General features: G+C 67.9%; 18 protein-coding genes. 10 read left to right on the top strand and 8 right to left on the bottom strand.

The window, feature by feature from the left end:
* Nucleotides 1-40 precede the first annotated feature (40 nt).
* Nucleotides 41-1,159 (bottom strand): peptidoglycan bridge formation glycyltransferase FemX, encoded by a 1,119-nt coding sequence (gene femX, locus EHO50_RS36600; protein ID WP_128435528.1) that lies wholly within the window; start codon nt 1,157-1,159, stop codon nt 41-43.
* A gap of 217 nt (nt 1,160-1,376) precedes the next feature.
* The gene (locus EHO50_RS36595) at nt 1,377-1,688 is read right to left on the bottom strand and encodes a hypothetical protein (RefSeq protein ID WP_062707911.1); all 312 of its coding nucleotides are present in this window, start codon (nt 1,686-1,688) and stop codon (nt 1,377-1,379) included.
* A 264-nt stretch (nt 1,689-1,952) separates the two neighbouring features.
* Between EHO50_RS36595 and rpsF the strand changes: the two genes are divergently transcribed.
* From rpsF to rplI, 4 genes are all read left to right on the top strand, one after another.
* Nucleotides 1,953-2,243 carry a 30S ribosomal protein S6 gene (rpsF, locus tag EHO50_RS36590; RefSeq protein ID WP_005482942.1) on the top strand — a complete coding sequence of 97 codons (291 nt, stop codon included), beginning with the start codon at nt 1,953-1,955 and terminating at the stop codon, nt 2,241-2,243.
* An 80-nt stretch (nt 2,244-2,323) separates the two neighbouring features.
* Entirely contained in the window at nt 2,324-2,920 is a 597-nt protein-coding gene (locus tag EHO50_RS36585) for a single-stranded DNA-binding protein (RefSeq protein ID WP_128435527.1), read from the top strand.
* A gap of 57 nt (nt 2,921-2,977) precedes the next feature.
* Complete coding sequence (gene rpsR / locus EHO50_RS36580; RefSeq protein WP_003949403.1) at nt 2,978-3,214, top strand: 30S ribosomal protein S18; 237 nt, start codon at nt 2,978-2,980, stop codon at nt 3,212-3,214.
* Nucleotides 3,215-3,232: 18 nt separating this feature from the next.
* Nucleotides 3,233-3,679: a 50S ribosomal protein L9 gene (gene rplI, locus EHO50_RS36575; RefSeq protein ID WP_019760035.1), complete on the top strand. Its 447-nt coding sequence runs from the start codon at nt 3,233-3,235 to the stop codon at nt 3,677-3,679.
* A 121-nt stretch (nt 3,680-3,800) separates the two neighbouring features.
* Here the strand turns inward: rplI and EHO50_RS36570 are convergent, their stop codons facing one another.
* A complete protein-coding gene (locus EHO50_RS36570; RefSeq protein ID WP_128435526.1) occupies nt 3,801-5,138 on the bottom strand; it encodes an MATE family efflux transporter in 1,338 nt (445 codons plus the stop codon).
* Between the two features lie 459 nt (nt 5,139-5,597).
* Between EHO50_RS36570 and dnaB the strand changes: the two genes are divergently transcribed.
* Nucleotides 5,598-7,076, top strand: coding sequence for a replicative DNA helicase (dnaB, locus tag EHO50_RS36565; RefSeq protein WP_128435525.1), 1,479 nt, complete (start codon nt 5,598-5,600; stop codon nt 7,074-7,076).
* A 60-nt stretch (nt 7,077-7,136) separates the two neighbouring features.
* Complete coding sequence (locus EHO50_RS36560; RefSeq protein ID WP_128435524.1) at nt 7,137-8,528, top strand: serine hydrolase domain-containing protein; 1,392 nt, start codon at nt 7,137-7,139, stop codon at nt 8,526-8,528.
* 46 nt (nt 8,529-8,574) lie between these two features.
* On the opposite strand, the gene EHO50_RS36555 is transcribed toward EHO50_RS36560, so the two are convergent.
* Both EHO50_RS36555 and EHO50_RS36550 read right to left on the bottom strand, forming a co-directional pair.
* Nucleotides 8,575-9,027, bottom strand: a complete 453-nt coding sequence (locus EHO50_RS36555) for a GNAT family N-acetyltransferase (protein ID WP_128435523.1) — start codon at nt 9,025-9,027, stop codon at nt 8,575-8,577.
* 9 nt (nt 9,028-9,036) lie between these two features.
* Nucleotides 9,037-9,495 (bottom strand): MarR family winged helix-turn-helix transcriptional regulator, encoded by a 459-nt coding sequence (locus tag EHO50_RS36550; RefSeq protein ID WP_128435522.1) that lies wholly within the window; start codon nt 9,493-9,495, stop codon nt 9,037-9,039.
* 140 nt (nt 9,496-9,635) lie between these two features.
* On the opposite strand from EHO50_RS36550, the gene EHO50_RS36545 reads away from it, so the two are divergent.
* The gene (locus tag EHO50_RS36545) at nt 9,636-10,847 is read left to right on the top strand and encodes an MFS transporter (RefSeq protein ID WP_128435521.1); all 1,212 of its coding nucleotides are present in this window, start codon (nt 9,636-9,638) and stop codon (nt 10,845-10,847) included.
* 88 nt (nt 10,848-10,935) lie between these two features.
* The gene (locus EHO50_RS36540; RefSeq protein ID WP_128435520.1) at nt 10,936-11,358 is read left to right on the top strand and encodes a GlcG/HbpS family heme-binding protein; all 423 of its coding nucleotides are present in this window, start codon (nt 10,936-10,938) and stop codon (nt 11,356-11,358) included.
* 146 nt (nt 11,359-11,504) lie between these two features.
* Here EHO50_RS36540 and EHO50_RS36535 read toward each other — a convergent pair whose 3' ends face one another.
* Nucleotides 11,505-12,371 (bottom strand): GNAT family N-acetyltransferase, encoded by an 867-nt coding sequence (locus tag EHO50_RS36535; protein WP_128435519.1) that lies wholly within the window; start codon nt 12,369-12,371, stop codon nt 11,505-11,507.
* A gap of 228 nt (nt 12,372-12,599) precedes the next feature.
* Here EHO50_RS36535 and EHO50_RS36530 point away from each other — a divergent pair, with 228 nt between their 5' ends.
* Entirely contained in the window at nt 12,600-13,232 is a 633-nt protein-coding gene (locus EHO50_RS36530; RefSeq protein WP_128435518.1) for an HAD family hydrolase, read from the top strand.
* Between the two features lie 406 nt (nt 13,233-13,638).
* Nucleotides 13,639-15,483 carry a globin domain-containing protein gene (locus EHO50_RS36525; protein WP_128435517.1) on the top strand — a complete coding sequence of 615 codons (1,845 nt, stop codon included), beginning with the start codon at nt 13,639-13,641 and terminating at the stop codon, nt 15,481-15,483.
* 83 nt (nt 15,484-15,566) lie between these two features.
* Here EHO50_RS36525 and EHO50_RS36520 read toward each other — a convergent pair whose 3' ends face one another.
* Both EHO50_RS36520 and EHO50_RS36515 read right to left on the bottom strand, forming a co-directional pair.
* Entirely contained in the window at nt 15,567-16,049 is a 483-nt protein-coding gene (locus tag EHO50_RS36520; protein WP_128435516.1) for an NUDIX domain-containing protein, read from the bottom strand.
* An 88-nt stretch (nt 16,050-16,137) separates the two neighbouring features.
* Nucleotides 16,138-17,043 carry a LysR family transcriptional regulator gene (locus EHO50_RS36515; protein ID WP_128435515.1) on the bottom strand — a complete coding sequence of 302 codons (906 nt, stop codon included), beginning with the start codon at nt 17,041-17,043 and terminating at the stop codon, nt 16,138-16,140.
* Nucleotides 17,044-17,247: the final 204 nt, after the last annotated feature.

Below are 17,247 nucleotides of genomic sequence, written 5' to 3'. Positions count from 1 at the left end.
CGGTGCAGCTGTTGACGGTATCGAAGCAGAGAACGCGAGGTCAGCGACGCGACATGTAGATGTCGAGCGCCTTGTGGAGCAACTTGTTCAGCGGGAAGTCCCACTCCCCGAGGTACTCGGCGGCCTGCCCGCCCGTGCCCACCTTGAACTGGATCAGGCCGAAGAGGTGGTCGGTCTCGTCCAGCGAGTCGGAGATGCCGCGCAGGTCGTAGACGGTCGCGCCGAGCGCGTAGGCGTCGCGCAGCATCCGCCACTGCATCGCGTTCGAGGGCCGGACCTCACGGCCGATGTTGTCGGAGGCGCCGTAGGAGTACCAGACGTGCCCACCGACGATCAGCATCGTCGCCGCCGACAGGTTCACGCCGTTGTGGCGGGCGAAGTACAGCCGCATGCGGTTGGGGTCCTCGGTGTTGAGGGCCGTCCACATGCGCTGGAAGTACGACAGCGGGCGCGGCCGGAAGTGGTCGCGCACGGCCGTGATCTCGTAAAGGCGCTGCCACTCCGCGAGGTCCTGGTATCCGCCCTGGACGACCTCGACGCCGGCCTTCTCGGCCTTCTTGATGTTGCGGCGCCACAGCTGGTTGAAGTTCTTGTGGACCTCTTCCAGGGAGCGGTTCGCCAACGGCACCTGGTAGACGTAGCGGGGCTGGACGTCACCGAAGCCGGCCCCGCCGTCCTCGCCCTGCTGCCAGCCCATACGACGCAGCTTGTCGGCCACCTCGAAAGCGCGCGGCTCGATGAAGTCGGCCTCGATGTCCCTCAGACGCTTCACGTCCGGGTTCTGGATGCCTGCCTTGATGGAGGTGGCTTCCCAGCGCCGGATGATCACCGGCGGGCCCATCTTCACGGAGAAGGCGCCCTGGTGCTTCAGGTGCGCGAGCATCGGTTCCAGCCAGTCGGTCAGATTCGGCGCGAACCAGTTGATGACCGGGCCCTCGGGCAGATAGGCGAGATAGCGCTTGATCTTGGGCAGCTGCCGGTAAAGCACGAGACCCGCCCCGACGAGTTCGCCGCTCTTGTCGAACCAGCCGAGGCTCTCCGAGCGCCACTCCGCCTTGACGTCCGCCCAGGCCGGAACCTGCATGTGGCTCGCCGACGGCAGGCTCTGGATGTATGCCAGATGCTGCTCGCGACTGATCGTCCTCAGGGTCAGGCTCATTCGGGGCGCTCCTCGGGCTGGTGTGTCCCCATGGGTACAGGGGCTCCGGCTCTCGCGCCGAAGCCTACTGCGCCTTGGGAGCGCCCCGACTGGGCGTATGGCAGCTTCGCCCCGGCCTTGTGGGCCGCCGAGGCGTTCGATGGTGTTCTATGCGCTGTTCTACCGGTGTTCGGAGGGCAGTCTCCGTGGCCGGCTTGTCGAGGACGGTGCCCTGGCGTCAGAAGACCCCGCCGAAGAGGCCGCCGTGCGCCATGCCGAGGAAGAAGCCGACCGCTGAGGCGCCGAGGCCGATGATCAGCCCGAAGCGCTCGCGGGTCGTCTCCGAGATCCACTGGCCGTACGCGCCGGTGAGGATCCCCACCAGACCGGTCCAGGAGCTGAGCAGGTGCAGGTTGTGGAACATCGCCGTGACGAAGGCCGTGATGCCCAGCACCAGGGTCACCGCGAGCAGGGTGTCCTGGAGAGGGTGGGGCTTTCCGTCCGTGGCGAAAAGGCCTCCGACGGTGTTGGGTCGCATTGCCTGTGCCATAGGGCACCTCCTGCGGAAGGCGGCGCATCGTAGCGCCATACACACCCGATGTGTACAGATTGTGGGCGACGGCGCCCGGATTTCAACCGGACGCCGGTGTGCAGGTACTGTGTACCGTCTGCACCGGTGTCTGCCCGGACCAGCTCGGAGGAACCGCGAGGTCACCTCCGATTGTCAGTGGCGGCCGATACCGTTGCGTACGCATCACAACCCTCCTGCCACGGAACGACCGTGGCCGCTGAGTCCAAAGGAGGTGGGTTCCACATGCGTCACTACGAGGTGATGGTCATCCTCGACCCCGATCTGGAGGAGCGCGCTGTCGCCCCCCTGATCGAGAACTTCCTCTCCGTCGTCCGTGAGGGCAACGGCAAGGTCGAGAAGGTCGACACCTGGGGCCGTCGTCGTCTCTCGTACGAGATCAAGAAGAAGCCCGAGGGCATCTACTCGGTCATCGACCTGCAGGCCGAGCCTGCGGTCGTCAAGGAGCTCGACCGCCAGATGAACCTGAACGAGTCGGTCCTCCGGACCAAGGTCCTCCGCCCCGAGACCCACTGAGCATCCCGCTCAACTGATCTCGGGATTCGAGTAGCAGCAGCACCAAGCAGCCAGCAGCAAACCCGCCGAGAGGTTCCCCCATGGCAGGCGAGACCGTCATCACGGTCGTCGGCAATCTTGTCGATGACCCCGAGCTGCGCTTCACCCCCTCCGGTGCGGCGGTCGCGAAGTTCCGTGTCGCGTCCACTCCCCGCACCTTCGACCGCCAGACGAACGAGTGGAAGGACGGCGAGAGCCTCTTCCTCACCTGCTCGGTCTGGCGTCAGGCGGCGGAGAACGTCGCGGAGTCGCTCCAGCGAGGCATGCGCGTCATCGTGCAGGGCCGGCTGAAGCAGCGGTCCTACGAGGACCGTGAGGGCGTCAAGCGCACGGTCTACGAGCTGGACGTCGAGGAAGTCGGCGCCAGCCTGCGCAACGCCACGGCCAAGGTCACCAAGACCGCCGGCCGCGGTGGCCAGGGTGGTTACAGCGGCGGTGGCGGTGGCGGCCAGGGTGGCGGCGGCTGGGGCGGTGGCCCCGGCGGCGGTCAGCAGGGCGGCGGCGCTCCCGCCGACGACCCGTGGGCGACCGGCGCTCCCGCCGGTGGCCAGCAGGGCGGCGGCGGTGGTGGCGGCTGGGGTGGAAACTCCGGCGGCGGCGGCGGTGGCGGCGGCTACTCGGACGAGCCCCCCTTCTAGGCCTTGGGCCGAGGGGCGGGTCGTACCCAAACTTCTTGATCACACAGGAGAATCACCATGGCGAAGCCGCCTGTGCGCAAGCCGAAGAAGAAGGTCTGCGCTTTCTGCAAGGACAAGGTCACGTACGTGGACTACAAGGACACGAACATGCTGCGGAAGTTCATTTCCGACCGCGGCAAGATCCGTGCCCGCCGCGTGACCGGCAACTGCACGCAGCACCAGCGTGACGTCGCCACGGCCGTGAAGAACAGCCGTGAGATGGCGCTGCTGCCCTACACCTCCACCGCGCGATAAGGGAAGGGTGACCGACACATGAAGATCATCCTCACCCACGAGGTCTCCGGCCTCGGTGCCGCGGGCGACGTCGTCGACGTCAAGGACGGTTACGCTCGCAACTACCTGATCCCGCGGAAGTTCGCTATCCGCTGGACCAAGGGTGGCGAGAAGGACGTCGAGCAGATCCGTCGTGCTCGCAAGATCCACGAGATCCAGACCATCGAGCAGGCCAACCAGATCAAGGGCCAGCTCGAGGCCGTCAAGGTCCGCCTGGCCGTCCGTTCGGGCGACGCCGGTCGTCTCTTCGGTTCCGTCACCCCGGCCGACATCGCCTCGGCGATCAAGGCTGCCGGTGGCCCCGAGGTCGACAAGCGCCGCATCGAGCTCGGTGCGCCGATCAAGACCCTGGGCGCCCACGAGACGTCCGTGCGTCTGCACCCCGAGGTTGCCGCCAAGGTCAACATCGAGGTAATCGCGGCCTGATCGCTGCGCTCGGCTTGAACAGCTGAAGAAGGGGCCGTACCCCGCGGGGTACGGCCCCTTCGCTGTGCAGAGAGCGGGTCCGGTCCGTTTCACGTGAAACAGCGTGTTTCACGTGAAACATTCAGCGCGTTGCGCCAGTGACGATCCAGCGGCCCGAGCGGGCGCGCGCCCAGAGCGTCAGCATGCGTACCGTCATCATCAGCGTCATGGCCGCCCAGACCGCGGTGAGGCCTCCGCCGAATACGGGGACGAGCAGCGCCACCGGCGTGAACACTGCCAGGGTGAGCACCATGGCCCAGGCGAGGTAGGGGCCGTCGCCTGCCCCCATCAGGACGCCGTCCAGGATGAAGACGACGCCGCAGATCGGCTGAGAGAGCGCCACCATGAGCAGGGCGAGCAGCGCCGTTTCCTTGACGACCGTGTCACTGGTGAATAGCGGCAGGAAGAGCGGTCGGGCGATCACCACGAGCAGGCCGAGTGCCACGCCGGCTGCGATGCCCCACTCCACCATGCGGCGGCAGGCGGCCCGGGCGCCCTCGGCGTCGCCGGCACCGAGATACCGCCCGATGATGGCCTGCCCGGCAATGGCGATGGCGTCCAGTGCGAAAGCGAGCAGACTCCACAGCGACAGGATGATCTGGTGTGCCGCGATGTCGGCGTCCCCGAGGCGGGCCGCGACGGCCGTGGCGATCATCAGGATCGCCCGCAGCGAGAGGGTGCGGACCAGCAGGGGCACTCCGGCCTGTGCACAGGCCCTTATCCCGGCCGCGTCGGGGCGCAGGGAGGCGCCGTGTTTGCGGGCCCCGCGGACGACGACCACGAGATAGGCCGCGGCCATACCGAACTGGGCGATGACGGTGCCCCAGGCGGAACCTGCGATGCCGAGGTCGGCGCCGTAGACGAGTCCCGCGTTGAGGGCGGCGTTGGCGACGAAGCCTGCGACGGCGACGTAGAGCGGTGTCTTGGTGTCCTGCAGTCCGCGCAGAACGCCCGTGGCGGCGAGCACGACGAGCATGGCTGGTATGCCGAGTGCCGAGATCCGCAGATAGGTGGTCGCGTAGGGGGCTGCTGTTTCCGAGGCGCCGAAGAGTTCCACGAGATACGGTGCGGTCGGCAGGAGGACTGCAATGACGGTGGCGCCGAGGAGGAGGGCCAGCCAGATGCCGTCCATGCCCTGGCGGATGGCGGCCTGGAGGTCGCCCGCGCCGACGCGTCGTGCCACTGCCGCCGTGGTGGCGTAGGCGAGGAAGACGAAGACGCTGACGCCTGTCATGAGGAGAGCCGAGGCGACCCCGAGTCCGGCGAGTTGTGCGGTGCCGAGATGACCGACGATCGCGCTGTCGGCCATGACGAAGAGGGGCTCGGCGACGAGTGCACCGAAGGCCGGGACGGCGAGTGCGACGATCTCTCGGTCGTGCTGTCGCCGGGTGGCCGTGGGAGACGCGGGAGCCTGTGTCATGGCCACCAATCTAATCGTCCACAGGTAAGAGATGCAATCGAGTAGTGACCCTTACTTGCTGTCTCGTGGTGTGTGCTTCCGCATACCGTTCGAAGCGATCTTGGTCCGACCGGGGAAGTTTTTCTTCTGCACAGCCGGTGGACGGTAAATCCCCAGGTCAACGATGGTCCCCAGAATTTTTGTTGGGCTTGTTCACAGGGCTGTCCACCGTGTCGTGCACAGGTTTTGCGGAGTTCTCCACAGCATCCGGGCGGTCGTCCACATGGCCTGTGGATAACCAGATTGGCTGACGGTGCCCGCGGGCCTACCGTGGTCCGGCGCCCGCTCCGTCCGTCGGCCTTGAAAACCATCACAAAACCGGCGAGCCAGAACCGGAGTTGGGCCTCTTATTTGTCAGTGGCGTGCCGTAGAACTGAGAGGCACGCGAGGTCCGCTCGGCGGACGGGAGGAGGTGGCTCGGTGAGCATTTCCGAGCCCTTGGACGACCCGTGGGCCGACAGCGGTCCCAGTGATCGTCTGCCCGCCTCCCGCCGACGCGGCGACGGTGGCCGGGGACGCGACGAGCAGCATGATCGCGGCCGGGACAGCGGCGAGTGGGACGGTGGCGGTTCGGCCTTCGAGCGGGTTCCGCCGCAGGACCTCGATGCCGAGCAGTCGGTCCTCGGCGGCATGCTCCTGTCCAAGGACGCCATCGCCGATGTCGTCGAGGTCATCAAGGGCCACGACTTCTACAAGCCCGCGCACGAGACGATCTTCCAGGCGATCCTCGACGTCTACGCCAAGGGTGAGCCTGCCGACCCCATCACCATCGCCGCCGAGCTCACCAAGCGCGGCGAGATCAACAAGGTCGGCGGCGCCTCGTATCTCCACACGCTCGTCCAGACGGTGCCGACGGCGGCGAATGCGGAGTACTACGCGGAAATCGTCCATGAGCGTGCCGTCCTGCGCCGCCTGGTCGAGGCCGGCACTCGCATCACACAGATGGGATACGCGGCCGACGACGACGTCGACGAGATCGTCAACCGCGCCCAGGCCGAGATCTACGCGGTCACCGAGCAGCGCACCAGCGAGGACTATCTGCCGCTCGGCGACATCATGGAGGGTGCGCTCGACGAGATCGAGGCGATCGGCTCGCGCACCGGCGAAATGACCGGTGTGCCCACGGGGTTCACAGACCTCGACTCACTCACCAACGGCCTGCACCCGGGCCAGATGATCGTGATCGCGGCCCGCCCCGCCATGGGTAAGTCCACGCTCGCACTGGACTTCGCACGGGCGGCGTCCATCAAGAACAACCTGGCCAGCGTCATCTTCTCCCTCGAAATGGGGCGCAACGAGATCGCGATGCGTCTGCTGTCGGCCGAGGCTCGCGTGGCCCTGCACCACATGCGCTCCGGCACCATGACGGACGAGGACTGGACACGCCTGGCGCGCCGGATGCCGGAGGTCTCGGCGGCGCCGCTCTACATCGACGACTCCCCGAACCTGTCGATGATGGAGATTCGCGCGAAGTGCCGCCGGCTGAAGCAGCGCAATGACATCAAGCTCGTGATCATCGACTATCTGCAGCTGATGCAGTCCGGTGGTTCGAAGCGTTCCGAGAGCCGTCAGCAGGAGGTCTCGGACATGTCCCGTAACCTCAAGCTCCTGGCCAAGGAGCTTGAGGTCCCGGTGATCGCGCTGTCGCAGCTCAACCGTGGTCCCGAGCAGCGGACGGACAAGAAGCCGATGGTGTCCGACCTGCGTGAGTCCGGCTCCATCGAGCAGGACGCCGACATGGTGATCCTGCTGCACCGTGAGGACGCCTACGAGAAGGAGTCGCCGCGCGCGGGCGAGGCGGACATCATCGTGGGCAAGCACCGTAATGGTCCGACGGCGACGATCACGGTCGCCTTCCAGGGCCACTATTCGCGGTTCGTGGACATGGCGCAGACCTGATCCACATCACCCGGGGATATGCGCTCGACTCCAGAGAGTCCACCAGGGTGGACTGGGGGCATGACGACATCTCAGGAAGAGCTGCTCCCCACCACGCGCCGAGCGCTGCTGCACCGCATCGCCGTGGCCCAGGCCGAGGGGCGCGCGCCCTCATTGGTCGCCGCTGTCGTACGGGACGGCCGGACGGTGTGGCACGGCTCGCGCACCTCGGTGGACGGGCACGGGCCGGACGAGAACGTGCAATACCGCATCGGCTCGATCACCAAGACCTTCACCGCTGTTCTCGTCCTGCGACTGCGCGACGAGGGTTTGCTCGATCTCGGTGACCCGCTCGAGAAGCATCTGCCGGGCACGGGCGTGGGGGAGGCCACCATCGCCGAGCTGCTGGCGCACACGAGTGGGCTGGCAGCCGAGACGCCGGGACCCTGGTGGGAGCGCAGCCCCGCATCACTGCGGCCTGAGCTCTCCGACGTCCTGGGTGAGCAGCCGGTCCTGCATCCGTCCGGCCGTCGATTCCACTACTCGAACCCCGGCTATACGCTGCTGGGCGCGCTGGTCGAGGAGCTGCGCGGGGCTTCCTGGGAGGACGTACTCCGGCGTGAAGTGCTCGAACCCCTGGGTCTGAACCGCACGAGTATGCGACCGCAGGCGCCGCACGCCGGAGGCTGGGCGGTGCATCCCTGGGCCGACGTGATGCTTCCCGAGCCCGTCGAAGATCTCGGCCTGATGGCGTCGGCTGGTCAACTGTGGTCGACGACCGCCGACTTGGCGCGGTTCGCCGTCTGCCTGGCCAAGGGCGACGATCGGGTGCTGAGCGGCGAGACCCTGCGGGAGATGCGAACGCCCGCAGCACCGCCCGAGGCTGGTGACGTGGTGGATGGTGCGGCGTACGGCCTCGGTCTGCAGATCCAGTACAGGGACGGACGGCTGCTCGTGGGGCACGGCGGATCGTTGCCGGGTTTCCTGGCGAGTCTGATGCTCAGCGTGGAGGACGATGTCGCAGCCGTGGTGCTCGCCAACTGCACGTCTGGTCCGCTGGTCTCCCTCGTCGCCGCCGACCTCGTCCGCATCGTCGCCGAGGCAGAGCCCCGCATCCCCGAGCCATGGCGGCCGATGCCCGAAAACGAGGCAAAGGACCTGGAGTTGGCGGGTCAGTGGTACTGGGGGACTCATGCCTTCGCCCTGCGGTTGACCGCGGACGGACTCGTCTCACTGGAGCCGTTGTCCGGCAAGGGGCGCCGTTCCCGGTTCCGGGCCAACGGTGACGGCACATGGACGGGCTTGGAGGGCTACTACGCAGGCGAGCTCCTGAGGGCCGTACGACGCCCGAACGGCGCCGTGGACCATCTGGACCTCGGGTCGTTCGTCTTCACGCGTCAGCCGTACGACGAGGGGGCTGCCGTGCCGGGCGGCGTGGATCCCGACGGATGGCGGGGGGCCGGCTCGTTCTGACCGCCCGGTGAGCGCCTGTTTCACGTGAAACAGGCGCTTCGCCGTGTCACAGCGGGAGCTTGAAGCCCACGTGCGAGGCCGTGAAACCGAGCCGCTCATAGAAGCGGTGGGCGTCTGTACGGGTGTTGTCGGAGGTCAGCTGTACCAACTGGCAGTTCTGGCGCCTGGATTCGGCGACCGCCCACTCGATGAGCTGAGTGCCCAGGCCGCTGCCGCGCTCATCGGCGTGGATGCGCACAGCTTCGATGATGGAGCGGGTCGCGCCCCTGCGGGACAGCCCCGGAATGATCGTGAGCTGGAGCGTGCCGACAACGCGATCTTCACGCACCGCGACGACCAGGTGCTGGTTCGGGTCCCTGCTGAGTCGCTCGAGCGCGGCCAGGTAAGGCGTCACGTCGTCCGGTGACTCGCGCTGGGCGCCCAGTGGATCGTCCGCGAGCATGCCGACGATCGCGGGGATGTCATCGGCGACGGCAGCTCGTATTTCAAGATCTCCCATGCTTGCACCTTATGCGGGTGCGCGAAGTGTCTCCACGGCCCGGACCAGTGGGGCCAGTTCGGGGTTTTGCGCGGCTTGGTCGAGGGCCTGGCGCAGGGCTGTGTCGTTGGTGGGGCGGGCTTCTTCGAGGAGGTTGAGGCCTGCTTCGGTGACGTCGGTGTAGATGCCGCGGCGGTCGGTGGGGCAGAGGTAGCGGGAGAGCAGGCCGCGGTCTTCCAGGCGGGTGACGAGCCGGGTGGTGGCGCTCTGGCTGAGGACGACGGCGTCGGCGACCTGTTTCATCTGCAGGTGCCCGCCTTCACCGTCGTGCTGGCGGCTGAGTACGTCGAGCAGGGAGTACTCGCGCACGCTCAGGTCGTGCCCGGTCTGCAGGGCGCGCTCGATGTGCGCCTCGATCCTCCCGTGGAGCAGGGAGAGGGCGCACCAGCCCTGGGCGAGGGCGGTGAGCGTGGGGTCCGTGGCGGTCATGGCGTTTCCTCCGTCCCGGAGCGGCTGAAGCAAGATTAGGGCAGAAGCGAAATAGTCCGCGCTTGCAAGTATAATGCGCCTGCAAGTATTGTCTTCACTTGTTAAGCGCTCATGCAATCTTCTGGAAGGTGCATCCCTTCATGCCTCTCGCGCTTCTGGCCCTCGCGATCGGGGCCTTCGGAATCGGAACGACCGAGTTCGTGATCATGGGCTTGCTGCCCGAGGTCGCGGGCGACTTCGGGGTCTCCATCCCCACAGCGGGGCTGCTCGTGACCGGCTACGCGCTCGGTGTGGTCCTCGGCGCTCCCCTGATGACCGTGCTCGGCACCAAGGTCTCCCGCAAGCGGATGCTGATGCTGCTGATGGGACTGTTCATCGCCGGCAACCTCCTGTCCGCTCTCGCCCCCGCCTTCGGGGTCATGCTGGTCGGCCGTGTGGTCGCCTCGCTCGCCCACGGTGCCTTCTTCGGCATCGGCTCGGTCGTCGCAGCCGACCTGGTCGCCCCGGACAAGAAGGCCGGGGCCATCGCGATGATGTTCACCGGCCTGACCGTCGCCAATGTCGTCGGCGTCCCGCTGGGAACCTTCGTCGGGCAGTCCGCCGGCTGGCGCGTCACCTTCGGCATCGTCGCCGCCCTCGGCGTCGTCGGCCTGGTCGGCATCGCCAAGCTCGTCCCCGACCTGCCCCAGCCGCAGGGGGTGCGCCTGCGCCACGAGCTGGCCGCATTCAAGAACGCCCAGGTCCTGCTCGCCATGGCGTTGACGGTTCTCGGCTTCGGCGGCGTCTTCGCGGCCATCACCTACATCGCGCCGATGATGACCCACGTTGCCGGCTTCGCCGACGGCTCCGTCACCTGGCTGCTGGTCCTCTTCGGGCTCGGCATGGTCGGCGGCAACCTCATCGGGGGCAAGTACGCCGACCGCGCGCTGATGCCCATGCTGTACGTCTCCCTGGGCGCCCTCGCCGTCGTGCTCGCGCTCTTCACGCTCACAGCCCAGAACAAGGTCCTCGCGGCCGTCACCATCACGTTGATCGGCGCCCTGGGCTTCGCCACCGTTCCGCCGCTGCAGAAGCGCGTCCTCGACCAGGCCCACGGCGCCCCGACGCTGGCCTCGGCGGTGAACATCGGCGCCTTCAACCTCGGCAACGCCCTCGCCGCCTGGCTCGGCGGCATCGTCATCGGGGCGGGCTTCGGCTACACGTCCCCCAACTGGGTCGGCGCCGCCCTGGCCGCGGCCGCGCTGATGCTCGCGTTCCTCTCGGCCGCGCTGGAGCGCCGCGAGGGAGCGTCCCCCAGCACACCCGTCACCGGCACCGCGCCCACCGAGCAGCGAGTCGGCGTACATCACTGAGCCGACCTGCGTGCGGGGTCAGGGCCGCCCCGCACATCCGGCGCCTTGAGAACCCACCTCAGCACCACAGGACAAGGAGAAGCCGCTCATGAGCACTGCCACCGCCGTCGCTCCCCTGACCACTCAGGATGCCGACGTCCTCGTCGCCGCAGCCCACCGGGCCGCCGAGGCCGCCGGGGTGACCGTCAGCGTCACGGTCCTGGATGCCGGAGGTCATCTGCTCGCCTTCCGACGGGACGACCGAGCCGTGCTGATCGCCGGGGAGACCAGCACCCGCAAGGCCTACACAGCACTCCAACTCGGCGCCCCCACCGCCGATCTCATCGAGGCCGTACAGCCTGGTGGCCTCTTCCACACCCTGCCCACCGCGCTCGACCGGCCGCTGCTGTTCATCGCGGGGGGTGTGCCGATCCATCGGGACGGCCGGCTGATCGGCGCGATCGGCGTGGGTGGCGGGGCACCGGAGCAGGACCACCACTTCGCGGCAGCCGCGATCGATGCAATCGCCTGACGACACCCCAGCATCGACAACGAAGCTGTCGACTACGAGCGCTAATTCCGAACGGAGCCTATGAAGGCGCCTATGAACGGCGGCTACGAAAACGTCGACGACGAAACGCCGGTCCCCGACAGGGACCGGCGTTTCCCATGCAGGTCTCAGCCCGCCGCGACCGTCAGCGGAGCGAACCGCCGGGTCCAGTCGCCGGGCAGTTCCGAGATGCCGTAAGTCATGACCGCGTTGAAGGCGACGGAGGCCAGCCCGTGTTCCTTCGCCCAGGTCAGGAGCTCCTCGTGGCGTACGTCGATGTCGGTGCGCAACGGGCGGTCGGTGTGGGCGGCGAGGGAGGCGATGAGCGCCTTGGCGGTCTGCGTGTCACGGGCGATCAGTGGGCCCACGACCTGCGTGTCCATGTTGGGCCAGGCACCCGCGTATCCGATGATCCGGCCGTTCTCCTCGGCGACGCGCAGCTGGTCGGCGAACGCGGGGAGCCGCGTGATGATGTGCGTGCGATCGGCGCCGAAGACCTCCTCGTCGAGCCGCAGGATCGCGGTGAGGTCCTCGGCGGTGGCCGCGCGCGTGGCGACCGACGGCCCCGAGGTGCCGGGCGTGAAGTGCCCGCACAGCATCTCCGCCCGGCCGGTGACCTTGAATCCGAGTTCCTCGTAGAGCGGTTGACCGTTCGGGGTCGCGTGCATCGTCAGTGGTGTCGTGCCCATTGCGGAGACGACATGACGCATCAGGCGGCGCCCGATGCCCTGGCGGGAATGCCGCTCGGCGACCAGGACCATGCCGATGGCCCCCAGGTCGAGGCGTTCGTGCGGCCCGTACTCCGTGATGACGCAGGCGCTGACGAGCCCTCCGTCGGGGTCGTCGATGCCGTAGCCCTTCCCGGCTGTGAGGAGGAACCCCCACTTGTGTTCCTCACGGGGCCAGCCCCGATTCTCGGACAAGTCGGCGCAGGCGGTGAGATCCCGAGGCGTCAGACGGCGGATGGGCAGAGCGGCGAGGGAAGGAGTCGGCACGCAGGTCAGGCTGTCTGACTACTGCCCTGGTCGTCCAGCCGTTTCCGGAGAGACGTACGAGCTTTTGGCCATGTCGTGGGACGGCGCACAGCGTGCCTACAGGCGCTCGTGTTTCACGTGAAACATGGAGAAACGGCTAGCGTCCAGCAGGCGAGCGAGTATCCAGCGAGCATCAAGGGCGTCTCCGGCCAAGGGCGCGACGGGTACACCCGATTAGCCTCTTGCCCCATGGCAAGACTTCACCTCTTCGACCTCGACGGCACCCTTCTGCATGGAAGTTCCGCCCCCGTGGAGATCTCGCGGCAACTCGGGTTGGAAGCCGAGACCGTGGCGCTCGACCGGGAGATCTCGGCGGGGCTGATCGGGCCACCTGAGTATGCGGCGCGGGTGCACGCGCTCTGGGCGGATCTCACCGAGGCCCATGTGGCGGCCGCTTTCGAGGGTGCTCCGTGGCTGGCCCGGATCCGTGAGGTCTGGGCGGAGATCAGGGGACAGGGCGACTACTGCGCGGTCATATCGCTCTCGCCCTCCTTCTTCGTGGAGCGGCTGACGGGCTGGGGCGCCCACGCGGCGCACGGTTCCCGCTTTCCAGCAGTGCCCTTCACTGAGCCCGTCGACCCGGCAGGCGTTCTCAGTGCCGCGGCCAAGGTCCTCATCGCCGACCGGCTGTGTGAGGAGTTCGGGGTGGAGCGGGCCGATTGCGTCGCTTATGGCGACTCGCTGTCGGACAAGGACCTGTTCGGAGCCGTCCCGGTCTCCGTCGCCGTCAACGCCGACGGTCATCTGACCGGACTCGCGACCCACTCCTACATAGGGATGGATCTGTGGGAAGCATATGAATTGGTGCGCAGCGGACGGTAATTGAAGGAATTACGCGTTCGACGCCCGCGCAATTCGTGAGGGAGGAAGGGGGGACTTGTGATCGGGGCATCGGCCGGTAGGGTCGACTCCGGTTCGTGGCCGAGCTGTGATGCAGACTCCCGGCGCGGGCTCGCAGTGCGGACCGAGCGCAAGGCAAAGCAGCCTAACGGGACGGAGAGATCGAAGACCCGCATTCACGGGTATGCGGCCGGGGCTCCCACACGCGGTGGGATGCTGCGGTGAGAGTACTGCGGCCAATGTCACACTCTCGCCTTACTTGTCCGTACCGAGTGTGAATACGGGTTGAATGTGGCCGTATTGGTCGCGGCAACGAACGGGGAAAAGCAAGCCGTAGCGGGGGAAGCAGGCACCTTCCGACCGAGGAAGTGCGCAGACCGACCGAAAGATGTTCGAGGCGAGGCACACCATGGACGCTCCGACCACCACGTCGGCCGACAACGGCACTTCCGGCGGCGGGGGCGGCTGGTTCACGCCGCGCAAGCAGCCGGCAACGACTCCGGGCAGTGAACAGGAGACGGCCGACGGCCGCCGCCTGGCCGCGATGCGCCCCGTCGGCAGGACGGCGACGGGCGACGAGACGCCTCCGTCGGCTCAGGACGGCACACAGCCTGGCACGACGGTCGGGCCGACAGCGCCCACCCCTGCGGCGGACGCCGGCGCAGGTCCCGGAACACCGGACGCTGCCTCACGCCCGGCCCCGGGACGGGCGCCCGCCGGCCCCGGATACGGCCTCGGCGAACCCGGCCGCACATCGAACACCGCCGCTGACCCGACCTGGCGCCCTGGGCCTGGCCCCGACGACGCCTACCGCGCGAGCCATGGCACGACGACCCCGGAGCGAGAGGCACCGGCCGCGATAACGACGCCCGGCACGCCGACCCCGGGTCACCTACCCCTCGCGCCCACGCTGTCGACGCCTGCCCCCGCTCCCGGACTCGCCGCGGCCAGGGCCCAAGAGTCGGCCGCACCTGCCTCAACCCCAAGCCAAATGCCGCCTGCCTCCGCTGCCGCCCAGGCCACCACCGCCCACTCGGCGATATCAGGCCCCAGCCCCATATCCCCACCCTCCCCCCAGCTGCGCGTACCGACTCAGCGCCCCGCCCCGGCCCGACCCGCGTCCCCGGACGCCGTCCTGATCCGCCGGACGATGGCCGAGATCGCCCCCGTGGCCGACAAGGTCACCTCGTACTTCTACGCGCTGCTCTTCGTACGCCACCCCGACCTGCGCTCCCTGTTCCCGGCCGCGATGGACACCCAGCGCGACCGGCTGCTGAAGGCCCTGCTCACCGCGGCCGAGCACATCGACAACACGCCCGTGCTCGTCGAGTACCTGCAGAACCTCGGCCGCGGCCACCGCAAGTACGGCACCCGGGCCGAGCACTACCCGGCCGTCGGCGAGTGCCTCATCGGCGCGCTGAACAAGTACGCCGCCGGCGTCTGGGACGCGGAGATGGAGGCCGCCTGGGTGCGGGCGTACACGACGATCTCGCAGGTCATGATCGACGCGGCGGCTGCGGACGAACTGCGCGCCCCCGCCTGGTGGTATGCGGAGGTCGTGTCGCACGACCTCAGGACCTCGGACGTCGCGGTCGTCACCGTCCGCCCCGACCAGCCCTATCCCTTCCTCGCCGGGCAGTACACGAGCCTGGAGACGCCTTGGTGGCCGCGGATCTGGCGGCACTACTCCTTCGCCTCCGCGCCCCGCTCCGACGGCCTGCTGACGTTCCATGTGAAGGCCGTCCCGGCGGGCTGGGTCTCCAACGCGCTGGTGCACCGCGCTCGGCCGGGGGACATCATCCGGCTCGGCCCACCGGCCGGGTCGATGACCGTGGACCACACCACCGACAGCGGTCTGCTCTGCGTGGGCGGAGGCACCGGCATAGCACCCATCAAGGCACTGGTCGAGGACGTCGCCGAGCACGGTGAACGGCGACCCGTCGAGGTCTTCTACGGCGCCCGCACCAACCAGGACCTGTACGACATCGACACGATGCTCCGACTCCAGCAGTCCCATCCCTGGCTGGAGGTCCGCCCAGTAGTGGACCGGCATGGACTGCTTCAGCTTCCCGACGCCATACGCGAGTACGGCCCCTGGACCGAGTACGACGCCTACGTCTCCGGACCGCCTGGCATGATCCGCAGCGGTGTGGACGCGCTGAGGGAAATCGGCATCCCGTCCGAGCGCATACGCCATGACTCGGTGGAGGAACTCGTCGCCACCGGGGACTGATGAACCGTCGCCATCGCGGACTGGCGGGCCGTCGTCACCGGGGACTGGCGAGCCGCCGCCAAAGCCGAGGCCGGTCGTCGGTATCAGCCCAGGTCGGGGGCGTGCATGGCGCGGACGCCCTCGATGTTCCCGTCCAGGTAGTGCCGTAGTGACAGCGGTACGAGATGGACGGAGGCGATCCCGACCCGGGTGAACGGCACCCGCACGATCTCGTACTCGCCGACGGGCTCGTCCACCTCGGGCCCGTGCCGCAAGGACGTGTCCATGGACTCCAGACGGCAGACGAAGAAGTGCTGCACCTTCACACCGGTCGCGCCGCCGTCATCGCCTATGTGCTCGACGGTGTCGACGAAGCAGGGCACCACATCGATGATCTTGGCGCCGAGCTCCTCGTACACCTCGCGATGCAGGGCCTCGACGACAGTCGTGTCCGTCGGCTCGACCCCACCACCGGGAGTGAGCCAATAGGGATCCACGCCAGGCTTGGTGCGCTTGATCAGGATCAGATCGTCGCCATCCAGCAGAACGGCGCGGGCGGTGCGCTTGACCACGGGTCGGACGGTCATGGGAGAAATGTGGCCCGGCTGGTTCCACGTGAAACATCGCGAGACGTCACCGGTCGAGTTCATGCTGTGATGGACCTGAATTCCCTGCTCAGGCCCAGTCGGAAGCCGCTCGCAGCAGCCACTCGTGGGCCCGCGCTATGTGTGGCATCGCCAGCGTGCCGGTGCGGACCACCAGGAAGTACGTCCGCAGCGGTGGTACCGGTGGATCCTGCAGGGCGACGACGTCGCCGCGATCCAGGGCGGCCGCGCACAGGTAGCGGGGCAACACCGCCAGCCCTGCCCCCGCGGCCGCGCAGGCGAGTACCGCGCGCAGATCGGGGACGATCACGGTGCCCGGCGCGGCGGGCCGGGAGTCGTAGACCGAAGCCCAGTAACGGGAGACAAAGGGCAAGGACTCGTGCACCTCCACCACAGGGACGTCCTCCAGCGCGTGCGCTCCCTTGAGGCGCAGCGTCCCCGAGCCGATCCGGTCGGCCCAGTGGGGAGCGGCGACGAGGACGTGCTCCTCGTCGCAGAGTGCAGTCGCCGTGAGCAGAGCGCCACGTGGACGGGCCGTACTGATGGCCAGATCGTGATGTCCGGCAGCCAGCCCTTCGAGGGTCTCCTCGGCGTTGCCGAAAGACGCGCGCAGGGCGAAGCCTTGGGCGTCTTCGCCGGTCAGCTCGGTGAGTGCGGGTAGCGCCCGCTCGGCGGTGAACTCAGGAGGGCCGGCGAGGTGCAGGGATCGTAAGGAGGACTCGTCGTCCAGCCCGGTCTCGGTGATCTCCACCAGGGCGTCGAGATGCGGTGCGGCCTTGTGGGCGAGTTCGTCACCGATGGTCGTCGGTGTCACTCCGCGGGCCTGCCGTAGGAACAGGGGTCGGCCCAACTGCCGTTCCAAGGTGCGGATCTGCGAGGTCACGGCCGGCTGCGACAGCCCGAGCAGCGCGGCGGCACGGGTGAAGGAACCGGCCCGGTGCACCGTCACAAAAGTGCGCAACAAGGCCAGATCCATGCCGCACCCTCCCCTTTCCCGCCCTTCTCCCCACCCCCAGGGCAGGGCCCAACTATAAATAAGTCGATAGGTCGCTGTCGCTACTGTGATTGGACACTGACAGAGAGTCAACTAGCCTTGTTCGCGCGGTTCTTCGCGCGCGGAACCGAGGACGGTCCGAGCCACGAGGGGGGAGGTTCGGACCGTCCGTTCTACGTATCGGGA

Source organism: Streptomyces cyaneus (assembly GCF_004028635.1).
GTDB lineage: Bacteria > Actinomycetota > Actinomycetes > Streptomycetales > Streptomycetaceae > Streptomyces > Streptomyces cyaneus.
Note: the sequence above shows the minus strand (reverse complement) of the source record. Positions and strands in the feature narration are given on the sequence as shown.

What these genes read in the sequence shown, in the direction of transcription:
- EHO50_RS36520 (WP_128435516.1), bottom strand. Translation starts at nt 16,049, where the DNA reads ATGACCGTCCGACCCGTGGTCAAGCGCACCGCCCGCGCCGTTCTGCTG.
- femX (WP_128435528.1), bottom strand. Translation starts at nt 1,159, where the DNA reads ATGAGCCTGACCCTGAGGACGATCAGTCGCGAGCAGCATCTGGCATAC.
- EHO50_RS36550 (WP_128435522.1), bottom strand. Translation starts at nt 9,495, where the DNA reads ATGACCGCCACGGACCCCACGCTCACCGCCCTCGCCCAGGGCTGGTGC.
- EHO50_RS36545 (WP_128435521.1), top strand. Translation starts at nt 9,636, where the DNA reads ATGCCTCTCGCGCTTCTGGCCCTCGCGATCGGGGCCTTCGGAATCGGA.
- EHO50_RS36560 (WP_128435524.1), top strand. Translation starts at nt 7,137, where the DNA reads ATGACGACATCTCAGGAAGAGCTGCTCCCCACCACGCGCCGAGCGCTG.
- EHO50_RS36555 (WP_128435523.1), bottom strand. Translation starts at nt 9,027, where the DNA reads ATGGGAGATCTTGAAATACGAGCTGCCGTCGCCGATGACATCCCCGCG.
- EHO50_RS36595 (WP_062707911.1), bottom strand. Translation starts at nt 1,688, where the DNA reads ATGGCACAGGCAATGCGACCCAACACCGTCGGAGGCCTTTTCGCCACG.
- EHO50_RS36585 (WP_128435527.1), top strand. Translation starts at nt 2,324, where the DNA reads ATGGCAGGCGAGACCGTCATCACGGTCGTCGGCAATCTTGTCGATGAC.
- EHO50_RS36515 (WP_128435515.1), bottom strand. Translation starts at nt 17,043, where the DNA reads ATGGATCTGGCCTTGTTGCGCACTTTTGTGACGGTGCACCGGGCCGGT.
- rplI (WP_019760035.1), top strand. Translation starts at nt 3,233, where the DNA reads ATGAAGATCATCCTCACCCACGAGGTCTCCGGCCTCGGTGCCGCGGGC.
- EHO50_RS36540 (WP_128435520.1), top strand. Translation starts at nt 10,936, where the DNA reads ATGAGCACTGCCACCGCCGTCGCTCCCCTGACCACTCAGGATGCCGAC.
- EHO50_RS36530 (WP_128435518.1), top strand. Translation starts at nt 12,600, where the DNA reads ATGGCAAGACTTCACCTCTTCGACCTCGACGGCACCCTTCTGCATGGA.
- EHO50_RS36525 (WP_128435517.1), top strand. Translation starts at nt 13,639, where the DNA reads ATGTTCGAGGCGAGGCACACCATGGACGCTCCGACCACCACGTCGGCC.
- rpsF (WP_005482942.1), top strand. Translation starts at nt 1,953, where the DNA reads ATGCGTCACTACGAGGTGATGGTCATCCTCGACCCCGATCTGGAGGAG.
- EHO50_RS36570 (WP_128435526.1), bottom strand. Translation starts at nt 5,138, where the DNA reads ATGACACAGGCTCCCGCGTCTCCCACGGCCACCCGGCGACAGCACGAC.
- rpsR (WP_003949403.1), top strand. Translation starts at nt 2,978, where the DNA reads ATGGCGAAGCCGCCTGTGCGCAAGCCGAAGAAGAAGGTCTGCGCTTTC.